Genomic DNA, 10,725 nt, shown 5'->3' on the forward strand with positions numbered 1-10,725 from the left:
AAACCGGGGCACGGTCGGCCGTCGACTGTGGCTGAGAGTGCCCCGGAGGCGAACCGAGCCCCAAAATTACGGCCGGGGTACGTTCCGCAGGTTGGAGCGGGCCAGTTGGGCCATGCGGCCCACCCCGCCGTCCAGGACGATCTTGCTGGCCGAGAGGGCGAAGCCCGTCACCATGTCCGCTCTGATCTTCGGCGGGATGGAGAGCGCGTTCGGGTCGGTGACCACGTCCACCAGGGCGGGGCCCTTGTGCTTGAAGGCGTCCTTGAGCGCGCCCGTGAGCTGCCTGGGCTTCTCCACCCGTACTCCGTAGGCACCCGCGGCGCGGGCGATCGCCGCGAAGTCGGGGTTGTGGTTGGCCGTGCCGTACGACGGCAGTCCGGCCACCATCATCTCCAACTCGACCATGCCGAGGGCAGAGTTGTTGAAGAGGACGATCTTCACCGGCAGGTCGTGCTGGACGAGGGTGAGGAAGTCGCCCATCAGCATGGAGAATCCGCCGTCCCCGGACATCGAGATCACCTGGCGGTTCCGGTCCACGAACTGCGCGCCGATGGCCTGGGGCAGGGCGTTGGCCATCGAGCCGTGGCTGAACGAGCCGATGACACGGCGGCGTCCGTTCGGGGTGAGATAGCGGGCCGCCCAGACATTGCACATGCCGGTGTCGACAGTGAACACGGCGTCGTCGTCGGCGAGTTCGTCCATGACGGAGGCGACGTACTCGGGGTGGATCGGTGTGTGTTTCTCGACCTTGCGGGTGTACGCCTTGACCACGCCCTCCAGCGCGTCGGCGTGTTTCCTGAGCATCTTGTCGAGGAAGCGGCGGTTCGTCTTGGCACGCACCCTCGGGGTCAGGGAGGTGAGCGTCTCGCGTACATCGCCCCAGATGGCGAGGTCCAGCTTGGAGCGGCGGCCGAGGTGTTCGGGCCTGATGTCGACCTGTGCGATCTTGACGTCGTCGGGCAGGAAGGCGTTGTACGGGAAGTCGGTGCCGAGCAGGAGCAGCAGATCGCACTCGTGGGTGGCCTCGTAGGCGGCGCCGTAGCCGAGCAGTCCGCTCATGCCGACGTCAAAGGGGTTGTCGTACTGAATCCATTCCTTGCCGCGCAGGGCGTGTCCGACGGGCGACTTCACGCGCTCGGCGAACTCCATCACCTCGGCGTGCGCACCGGCCGTACCGCTGCCGCAGAAGAGCGTGACACGTTCCGCCTCGTCGATCATGCGGGCGAGCTTCTCGATCTCCGCGTCCCCGGGGCGTACGGACGGCCGCGAGGTGATCATCGCGTGCTCCACCGCCTTCTCCGGGGCGGGCGCGGAGGCGATGTCGCCGGGCAGGGTTACTACGCTGACACCGCTCTGCCCGACGGCGTGCTGGATCGCCGTCTGGAGCAGCCGGGGCATCTGCTTCGGGCTGGAGATCATCTCGCTGTAGTGGCTGCACTCCTGGAACAGCCGGTCGGGGTGGGTCTCCTGGAAGTAGCTGAGGCCGATCTCGCCGGCCGGGATGTGGGAGGCGAGGGCGAGCACGGGGGCCATGGAGCGGTGGGCGTCGTACAGACCGTTGATGAGGTGCAGATTGCCGGGGCCGCAGGAGCCCGCGCAGGCGGCGAGCTTCCCGGTGATCTGGGCCTCGGCGCCGGCCGCGAAGGCGGCGGTCTCCTCGTGCCTGACCTGGATCCAGTCGATGGCGGGGGTACGGCGGATGGCGTCGACGACGGGGTTGAGACTGTCGCCGACGACTCCGTACAGGCGCTGGACGCCCGCCCTGACGAGGATGTCGACGAACTGTTCCGCCACGTTCTGCTTGGCCATGGAAGCGCGCCCTTTCTTCTCTCCGGTGGGGCCTCGGGCGGTGCGCCGTGCCCTGTCACGGCCCGGCCCCGGTCCGGCCTCCGGTGTCCATCAACCCATGCCGGGCGCGGTTACGCCTCCCAGACGCCGACGGCCGTACGGTCGTCGGCGTACCCCTTCACCTTGAGCTGGGTGTCCGACAAATACTGGGTCAAACCCGGCGGATCCACGGGGCTCCAGCGGTCGGCCAGCTCACCGGCCAGTCCGAACGGCCTTCCGTCCGCCGGTCCGTGTGCCGGTCCGTGTGCCGGGAAAGGCCCGGCGCGCAGCGGCTCGGCGAGACCGGTGCTGCACAGCAGGAGCGTGTCACCCCGCCGGGCGATGGAGGCCCGGAACCGGAACGGTTCGGCGGGCGGCGGCACCGGCCCCTCGGCGGCGGGCGACGGCGGTTTCGTGATCCCCAGGTCCGTCCTGAGCCGCTCGCCCTCCGGGGTCTCGGCGGGCGGGGAACCGAAGCCGACGACAGGCTCACCGGTGATGGCCGCGGGATCGGGGAGCTGCGGCTCCAGGTCCTGCCAGACGCCGTCCCTGAGCCGGAAGAGACCGCCCTCGCCGACCCCGAAGAACACCCGGGTACGGCACTCCGGATCGGCGGAGAGCAGGAGGCAGCGCAGGCTCGCGGTGTACTCGCGCGGCTCCACGCCGAGTTCGGCGGCGCGGGCGCGGAGCCGGCCGAGACCCCGGTCGGTGAGCCGGTGCAGCCCCGATCTGAGTTCGCCCCTGCGGCCGGCCCGTATGTCCTCGGAGAGCCGGACATGGCTGCGTCCGACGGCGCCGCCCATCCAGTGACAGGCGTCGACAGCGGCGCGGGGGCCGCCGGTGGCACGCGTGCTGCGGGCGACCGCCACGGCGACGAGGACGAGCGCGTCGGCGCCTTCCCCGAAGCGGGCGGTGAGCAGCGCGTCCCGTCGTGGCTCGCCCCGGTCGCGTGCGGAATCCCCCCGTACGGACACGGCTCGCAGGGTGTACGTCCCGTAACGCGCGCCGTCGAGGACGGTGTCGGCGACGATCTCGTCCACGCGCTCGGCGTGCGCCGGGGGCAGCGCGGTGGGATCGGGGTCATAGGCCGGTGGTCCGCCGCCCGGAGAGGTGACGGGGACACGGGCTGGGGTCGCGCGGTACGGGACGCGGGGATCCGGGTGCTCCGCGCGGCGCGGCGCGGCCGGTGGAACCACCGCCGGCGGGGGTACGGCCGGCGGTTCCGGCTGCTCCCACCAAGCGCGCTGCGCCGTCATCCCCTCTTCCGCGAGGGTCTCCATGTCGAGGTCGAGATCGAGGTCGACATCCGTGTCGGGCTCCGTGTCGGGCTTCGTGTCCCGACTCGTGCCCGAGGCCTCGTCCGGCGTCTTGTCCGGTGTCTTGTCCGGCGTCTTGTCCGGCGTCTTGTCCGGCGTCTCGCCCGGGATCCCCGGCATGTCGCCTGCCGCGCGCCCCGGCACGTCCCCTGCGCTGTGTCCGACCGCGTCCACCGCCGAGTCGAAGCGGTCGTCGAGTGTGTCGCCCGCAGCCGTGGCGCCGGTGCCGGTGTCCGGCACGGACCCGTCGTACAGCCGGTTCCACCAGTCGTCGCCGGACGGCCTCTCCCGCTGCTGGCTCATGCTCCTATTGTCGACCGCCCCGTGCGTACGAAACGGCGCTCACGGAAAATGAGTTCGCCGGGCGGCCCCACCCCCCACGGGAAGGACGCCCGGCGAACCGTCACAGATTCAGCGCGGGGGCGGATACGCCGAAGCGGAGCCGCACGCATCGCTCTCCCGGGCAAATCCAGGCCATGAGCACCGAAGGCGCATATGACCGGGGTCTGTTGCTGCTGTGATGGCGCCCACCCTGGCAGAGTGTCAGGCCGTACGGGGATGATGGGCGTGGCGGGTTTACGCCGTGGCCGGTACCCGCCTCGGCGCGCCGAACAGGCGCGTCGCAGAGGCCGTGCCGGCGGTCAGGGACCGGCGCTTCAGGGAGGAACAGGATGCTGGGAGCGATAGGTCTCGACGAGAGACAGGAGTCCACGTATCGCGCGCTGGTGGCGGTCGGAGCCTCGGATGTAGTGGATCTGGCCCATCGGCTCGCGCTCCCCGAGCCGGACACCGAAGAAGCCCTGCGCAGGCTGGAACGGCAGGGTCTGGCCGCGCAGTCCTCGTCCGGAACGGGCCGGTGGGTCGCGGCGTCGCCCGCCGTCGCGCTGGGCGCGCTGCTCACCCAGCACCGCCATGAGCTGGAACGGGCCGAGTTGACCGCCGTACTGCTCGCCGAGGAGTACCGCGCGGAGGCCACCGAGCCTGCCGTACACGATCTGGTGGAGGTGGTGACGGGCGCGAGTGCCGTGGCCCACCGATTCTTCCAACTCCAGCTGAGCGCCACCGAGGAGGTCCGCGCCCTGGTCACGGCGAAACCCACCGCCGTGAACTGGATCGACCACGAGGCCGAGGCGCGGGCGGCGGACCGGGGCGTCGCCTACCGGGTGGTGATCGAGCGCGAGGTGCTCTCGCTGCCCGCCGCCATGACCGAACTCGCCACGGTGCTCGGCCGGCACGAACGGGTCCGGACGACCGAGCGGGTACCCACGAAACTGGTGATCGCCGACCGCAGTCTGGCGATGGTCCCTCTGACCTGCCGCGGGACCGAACCCACCGCCCTGGTCGTCCATGCCAGCGGTCTGCTGGACTCTCTGACGGGCCTGTTCGAGGCGGTATGGCGCGAAGGGCTGCCGCTGCGGCTCGGCACGGACGGCACGGTGACGGAGGGCGAGCTGCCGGGGCCGGACACCACCGACCTGGAGATCCTCTCATTGCTGCTCGCCGGGATGACGGACGCCAGCGTGGCCAAACAACTGGACCTGGGTCTGCGGACGGTCCAGCGCCGGGTACGGGGACTGATGGAGCTGGGCGGGGTGACGACGCGGCTCCAGCTGGGCTGGCACGCGTACGAGAAGGGCTGGGTGGCACGCGAGCGGCAGACATGAAGCGGATGCCCATGCCCCGGGGCGGGCCCGGGGATACGAGCCGGGTCGCGACCTGCGGGAAGGAGCGGGGTCCTGCACAGTTGGCAGATGGACGTGTGGCAGCTCGTGCTGGTGGGCCTGGTCCTGCTGCTCGGGCTGTTCGGCGTGCTGGTCCCGGGGGTACCGGGGCAGGCGATCGTATGGGCCGCGGTGCTCTGGTGGGCGCTGACCTCCCCCACCCGCCTGGCCTGGGCCGTCCTGATCGGCGCGACGGCGCTGCTGCTCCTGAACCAGGCGCTCAGGCCCCTGCTGCCGCCCCGGCGCACACGCGCGACCGGGACTCCGCGCCGCACCCTGCTGGTGGGCGGGATCGCCGGGATCGTGGGCTTCTTCGTGGTGCCGGTGGTGGGCGGGATCCTGGGGTTCGTCGGCGGGATCTACGGCGCGGAGCGGGTACGGCTCGGCAGCCACCGCGACGGCCGGGCATCGGCCCGTACGGTCATGCGCACGGCGGGCTGCCCGCTGCTGGTGGAACTGTTCGCGTGCCTGCTGGTGGTGGGCGCCTGGCTGGGCGCCGTGATCTGGGGCTGAGGGATCGACGGGATCGGGCCCAGGGCCGGCACCGCTTCCGATGCGGTGTACGGCGTAGCCGTGTGACGCTGGGATCATGACCGAATTCAGCGAGGCCGAGCGCGTATATCTGAGATCACAGCGGCTGGGACGGATGGCGACGGTCGATCCCAAGGGCCAGCCGCAGGCGAATCCCGTCGGCTTCTTCCCTCAGGACGACGGGACCATCCTGATCGGTGGTTTCGCTCTGGGGACGACGAAGAAGTGGCGCAATCTCCAGACGAATCCGCGGGTGGCGCTGGTCGTCGACGACGTGGTGAGCACCGAGCCGTGGACGGTGCGGGGCGTGGACATCCGGGGTGAGGCGGAACTGCTGACGGGGCCGCACGACCTGGGGCCGCACTTCAGCGAGGAGCTGATCCGTATCCACCCCCGCAAGATCCACAGTTGGGGCCTCGACTGAGGGTGTCAGGCATACGGGAGGCGTCGGGCCCGTAGGTGCCGTACCGCGTAGGACCGCCAGGGCCGCCACGTCTCCTCGTCCTCCTCGCCCTCGGGCGCCACATCGGGATCGCCGAGGGCCCGCATCCGGATCAGCGCGGCGGTCCGGGGTGTCACGCCGGGCACGGCCAGGAGCGCGTGTTCGGCCTCGTCGCGGTCGGCTCCGGGATCGAGCCGTACGGTCCCGTCGGCGAGCGCGGACGCGAGCGGGCCCACGACAGGGTCGTCGCGCAGCGCCGCCGGCTCCGGGAACAGCCGGGTGAGTTCGCCGGTGGGCTGCTCCAGCGGCTGCCCGTACCTCTCGACGAGCGAGCCGGCCGCCGCGTATCCGACGAGCGCGCGCAGCGCGTACTCCTCCGGATCCGCGGCGCCGGGCGAGCGCAGACCGGGGCGGGCGCGGACGAGCGGGGCGAGGCGCGGATCGGAGCCGAGGCGTTCGTCCACGGCGTACGGGTCGGCGTCGAGGTCGAAGAGGCGGCGCAGCCGCTGGACGACGGTGGTGAGATCGCGCAGGTCGGTGAGGTGGATCCGGGCCTCCAGCCAGCCGCTTCTGGCCCGTGCGGCACCGGCCTGGAGGGTCTCTTCGACGGCTACGGTGCCAGGGCCGTGAGGCAGACGCAGCGTGCGGCGGTAGGTGCGGTCGCCCGGTTCACCGGTGACCTCCTCGACGTGCGGGATCACCTCGCGGGCGAGGAGGTCGAAGACCTCGCGTGCGGCGTACGGCCCTCGGTAGGCGAGGCGCAGCGGAATCCCGGCGGAGGCGGGCACGTCGGTGGCGCCGCCAGGTCCGGTGCCGGTATCGCGTCCGGCGGATCCGCCGGAGGCACGGTCGCGCGGGGAGCGCGCCGCTCGCACCGTACCCACCGAACTCGCCGTATCCGTCGTACCGACCGCCCCCGCCGAACCGGCCGTACCCACCGCCGTACGCACACCCGTCCTCGTCGCCGTACCCGTACCCGTACCCGCTCCCCTGCCCGCTCGCATCCCCGTGCCGGACTCGGTCCGCAGCTCGCTGGGGGTACGGGCGTAGATCTGCCGGATCGTGTCGTTGAACTGGCGCACGCTCGCGAACCCCGCCGCGAACGCGATCTCCGTGACCGGCAGTCCGGTCGTCTGGAGCAGCACCCGGGCCGTGTGCGCCCGCTGGGCGCGGGCGAGCGCGACGGGCCCAGCGCCCAGCTCGGCGTTGAGCTGGCGCTGTACTTGCCGGGTGCTGTAACCGAGGCGCCCGGCCAGCCCGGGGACCCCCTCCCGGTCCACGATCCCGTCGCTGATCATCCGCATCGCACGGCCGACGACATCGGCGCGTACGTTCCACTCCGCCGACCCGGGGACGGCGTCCGGCCTGCACCGGCGGCAGGCCCGGAAGCCCTGGCCCTGGGCGGCGGCCGCGGTCGGATAGAACCGTACGTTCTTCCGCTTCGGGGTCACCGCGGGGCAGCTCGGCCGGCAGTAGATGCCGGTGGTCTCGACGGCGAAGAAGAACGCACCGTCGAACCGCGCGTCGCGGCTGGTGACCGCTTCGTATCTGGTCTCCTCGTCCATCACGAGTCCCAGTGTGCGGCAGCGCGGACCGTCGCACTCGCGGATTTCGGACACGATCTTCGTACGGGTACGGGTACGGGTTGGCCGGTACCGGTGGGCCGTACCCGGCCCACCGGCTGTCGGCGCCTCAGAGAGCCATTTTTCCGGGCCCGCCCCTACCGCACACGCCCCCGCTTGGCCTCCAGGGCCGCACGCCCCTCGGCGCCCTTGCGCTTCCAGTCACGCCGGATCTCGCTGCGCAGCCGGGCGTCGGTCTTGGCGACGATGCGCCGGTTCTCCCGCAACAGCTTGCGATAGCTCTCCAACCGGCGCACGGGCAGCGATCCGTACTCCACCGCGGCGAGCACCGCACACCCCGGCTCCGACTCGTGGGCACAGTCGTGGAAGCGGCACTCCTCGGCGAATCCCTCGATCTCCGAGAAGACCTGCCCGACGCCGGCCTCCGCGTCCCACAGCCCGACACCCCGCAGCCCGGGGGTGTCGATGAGTACGCCACCACCGGGAAGCGCGAGCAGATTGCGGGTCGTGGTGGTGTGCCGCCCCTTTCCGTCGATGTCACGAATGGCCTGCACTTCCATGGCCTCGTCCCCGAACAGCGCGTTGGCGAGGGTCGACTTCCCCGCCCCGGAAACGCCCAGCAGCACGCTCGTACCACCCGACAGAACGGCGGACAGGACCTCGATGCCCTCCCCCGTCTCCGAACTGACGGCGAGCACCTGCACACCGGGCGCGGCGCTCCCGACGTCCTCGACAAGATGACCGAGCACGACGGGATCACTCACGAGATCGGCCTTGGTGAGCACGATGAGCGGCAGTGCACCACTCTCCCACCCCAGGGCCAGGAAGCGTTCGATCCGGCCCAGGTCGAGTTCGGCCGCAAGCGGGACCGCGATGACCGCGTGGTCGACATTGGCCGCCAGGATCTGCCCCTCGGAACGCTTCGAGGAGGTCGAACGTACGAAGGCGGTACGACGCGGCAGCAGCGTCCGCACATACCGCGGCTCGCTGCCTTCCGGGTCGACGGCGACCCAGTCCCCCGTACACACCACCTTCATCGGATCACGCGGCACGACGAACTCCGTGTCGGCCCGCACGGTGCCGTCCGGGGTGACGACATCGCACAGCCCGCGATCCACCCGCACGACACGGCCGGGCAACAGGCCCTGGGCGGCGTACGGGGCGAACTCGGCCTCCCAGCCAGCGTCCCAGCCGTACCCGGCGAGAGGATGCGACAAGGCTGGAGCCCGAAAAGAAGAGAAAGACAAGGGGAAACCCTTCAAAGGGTGGCCCCGGCACGCGCGCACAGGCGCGGAAGTGAAACAGGAAGGTCAGCCGGAGACCACAGGGATGGGAACGATGAACCTCTGAACCTGGGCGACACCCAGCGCAGTGACCGTCATCAACGTCCTCACCTCCTGCTTCTCAACGCTCCAACACCAGCCCCACAGCGGCACGTTACGGCCGTCGCTCGGGACGACGCCCACCCTAACCGGACCCCGCACACCACCGCGAGGCATTTACCCCGGACTCACCGAAGCGAGGAGTCACGCGGCAAGAGCGAACCCACGCGGCCCGGCAACCGCCCGCCCCTCGACCTCGACCACCGGCCTCCGGTAACTGACCTGCGTACCGGACAATGTCGCGAACTCCACCAGCTCAAGACGGAGCTGACACAGAGCCGCACCACCCACGCCATCGAGTACACCGGCCAGGCCAGTGAGCGATTCGGCCAGATCCCACGAGGAAGAAGTCAGAAAGAACGACCCCGCCTCGGGCATATCGGCCAGCCGGAAGTCCATCCGAACCTCGAGCCACGGCATCCGCCACCGCGTGGTCTCCAGTAGTGACACGGCGAAGCTTGGATACGCCTTCGAGATTCGACCCCAGACCTACGCGTTACAAGGGCTCGCGAGATCATGACGGGTGGGTTCTGATGATGCTCGGCGGTCCGGTTTTTGCTGGTCAACGTCGTACGGTCTGATGGTCGATCCAGCTCATAACGGTCTGTACTTCGCCGTCCACTCACGCAGGGCCAGCTGCACTGCCCGAAGACCCCGGACAAGTCAGCAGAGATCTGCTGTGCCGCTACCGGCCCGGGGTGTCGCCCTGTTCCCTTCGCCACGCATTCCGCACCCACAGCAGCAACAAAAGGGCCGTGCCCACGGCCACGACCACAGTCGCAACCAATCGATCCCCGAAGATCCAGCTAAGCAGGTTGTAGGCGAGCACGATACCCAGCACAACAAGGATGGCCGCCCCCAGAAGCGTGTCGCGCTCCCGCTGCCGCTTCTCCTCTGCCGCCGCCTTCCTCCGCTGCGCCTCTTGCCTCCTCCTGGCCTCCTCCTGCTCCCTCCGTAATGCCTCTGCCGCTCGCGCGGCGGCGGCTGCTCGCGCAAGTTCCGCCACTCGCTGCGCTTCTGCGGCTCGCTCGGCGGCCCGCTCCTCTTCGACGTCGAGATAGGCCCGTGCGAACTCCCGAGCAAAGCCGGTCAAGTTAGGGTCAGGGCTCGCACCTGGCACGCTCTGCCGGGACAACGCCCCGTGTACGTGCACACCACCATTGATCGTGTGGGCTTGAACTGCCGAACCGGCGATCTCCCCGCTGATGTCGTTGCTGACGTCGCGCCGCTCTCCCATACGCCAGAAGGTACGGCAGCTCTTCAGGCGCCGCCACCGAGTCGGAGATCGCGCATGCTTGTGACTGTATTCGGCACTTGGATCCAACTGGGAACGCGCCTTCCTGGCGGGCTGGAACGTCACCGCCTACGTCGGACTGACCATCACCGAGATGGACCTCGCCTCCTGGACCGCCGCACCCGACGACTGGCCGCACCCATACCAGCACCGGGCCCTAAATTACTTCTTTTCGGTACCGGGCCCTACCTCATGGCCCGTGCGAGGACGGACTTCCCCTCCAAGAAAGCCGCTAGCGGGAGGGCACCACCGAATCACCGGTGGTGCCCCCTTCCCTCTCTGCCGTCCTCACCACTTTGCGCTAGGCATCGTCCTGTTCGCCCAGGAATTCGAGCAGAAGCGAGAACAGGCAGTCGACGGCCTGCTGCTCCTGCTTCTTGTCCAGTGACCCCCAGTGCCGGATCTCCGCACCAGGGAACGCCTCCTCAAGGACAAGTGCAATCCAGTTGAGACTGGTCTCCTCGCCCTTCCTAATGACCAGCCACTCGGTGAACCCTCGAAGCATTCCGCCAGAGCGGCCCAGGTCGAACCCGACAAGGAACGTGACAGTCGGATAGTAGGAGCCATGTAGGCCGAAGAGTCCTGGTCTGGCACGGACTTGCTCGATGAAATCTTTGTCTTTCACGGGT

The 10,725-nt window shown here is 69.8% G+C and carries 10 protein-coding genes; 3 read left to right on the forward strand and 7 right to left on the reverse strand.

Annotated elements, in window-relative coordinates; genetic code table 11:
* Positions 1-66 precede the first annotated feature (66 nt).
* Both ACIOJD_RS18945 and ACIOJD_RS18950 read right to left on the reverse strand, forming a co-directional pair.
* Entirely contained in the window at positions 67-1,809 is a 1,743-nt protein-coding gene (locus tag ACIOJD_RS18945) for a pyruvate dehydrogenase (protein ID WP_401914757.1), read from the reverse strand.
* A 110-nt stretch (positions 1,810-1,919) separates the two neighbouring features.
* Positions 1,920-3,446, reverse strand: a complete 1,527-nt coding sequence (locus tag ACIOJD_RS18950; protein WP_401914758.1) for a protein phosphatase 2C domain-containing protein — start codon at positions 3,444-3,446, stop codon at positions 1,920-1,922.
* A 368-nt stretch (positions 3,447-3,814) separates the two neighbouring features.
* Here ACIOJD_RS18950 and ACIOJD_RS18955 point away from each other — a divergent pair, with 368 nt between their 5' ends.
* The 3 genes from ACIOJD_RS18955 (at position 3,815) to ACIOJD_RS18965 (ending at position 5,819) form a co-directional block, all read left to right on the forward strand.
* A complete protein-coding gene (locus ACIOJD_RS18955) occupies positions 3,815-4,807 on the forward strand; it encodes a helix-turn-helix domain-containing protein (RefSeq protein ID WP_401914760.1) in 993 nt (330 codons plus the stop codon).
* Between the two features lie 87 nt (positions 4,808-4,894).
* On the forward strand, positions 4,895-5,377 hold the full coding sequence (locus tag ACIOJD_RS18960; protein ID WP_401914762.1) for a DUF456 domain-containing protein: 483 nt from the start codon (positions 4,895-4,897) through the stop codon (positions 5,375-5,377).
* A 76-nt stretch (positions 5,378-5,453) separates the two neighbouring features.
* The gene (locus tag ACIOJD_RS18965; RefSeq protein ID WP_401914765.1) at positions 5,454-5,819 is read left to right on the forward strand and encodes a PPOX class F420-dependent oxidoreductase; all 366 of its coding nucleotides are present in this window, start codon (positions 5,454-5,456) and stop codon (positions 5,817-5,819) included.
* A gap of 5 nt (positions 5,820-5,824) precedes the next feature.
* On the opposite strand, the gene ACIOJD_RS18970 is transcribed toward ACIOJD_RS18965, so the two are convergent.
* From ACIOJD_RS18970 to ACIOJD_RS18990, 5 genes are all read right to left on the reverse strand, one after another.
* The gene (locus ACIOJD_RS18970) at positions 5,825-7,402 is read right to left on the reverse strand and encodes a DNA-3-methyladenine glycosylase 2 family protein (RefSeq protein WP_401915540.1); all 1,578 of its coding nucleotides are present in this window, start codon (positions 7,400-7,402) and stop codon (positions 5,825-5,827) included.
* A gap of 155 nt (positions 7,403-7,557) precedes the next feature.
* Positions 7,558-8,637 carry a ribosome small subunit-dependent GTPase A gene (gene rsgA, locus ACIOJD_RS18975; protein WP_401914767.1) on the reverse strand — a complete coding sequence of 360 codons (1,080 nt, stop codon included), beginning with the start codon at positions 8,635-8,637 and terminating at the stop codon, positions 7,558-7,560.
* Between the two features lie 309 nt (positions 8,638-8,946).
* The gene (locus ACIOJD_RS18980; RefSeq protein WP_401914769.1) at positions 8,947-9,201 is read right to left on the reverse strand and encodes a hypothetical protein; all 255 of its coding nucleotides are present in this window, start codon (positions 9,199-9,201) and stop codon (positions 8,947-8,949) included.
* Between the two features lie 286 nt (positions 9,202-9,487).
* A complete protein-coding gene (locus ACIOJD_RS18985) occupies positions 9,488-10,039 on the reverse strand; it encodes a hypothetical protein (protein ID WP_401914772.1) in 552 nt (183 codons plus the stop codon).
* Between the two features lie 358 nt (positions 10,040-10,397).
* Positions 10,398-10,721 (reverse strand): hypothetical protein, encoded by a 324-nt coding sequence (locus tag ACIOJD_RS18990; RefSeq protein WP_401914774.1) that lies wholly within the window; start codon positions 10,719-10,721, stop codon positions 10,398-10,400.
* Between the last annotated feature and the right edge of the window lie 4 nt (positions 10,722-10,725).

It is taken from the genome of Streptomyces sp. NPDC088116 (assembly GCF_044741745.1).
GTDB lineage: Bacteria > Actinomycetota > Actinomycetes > Streptomycetales > Streptomycetaceae > Streptomyces.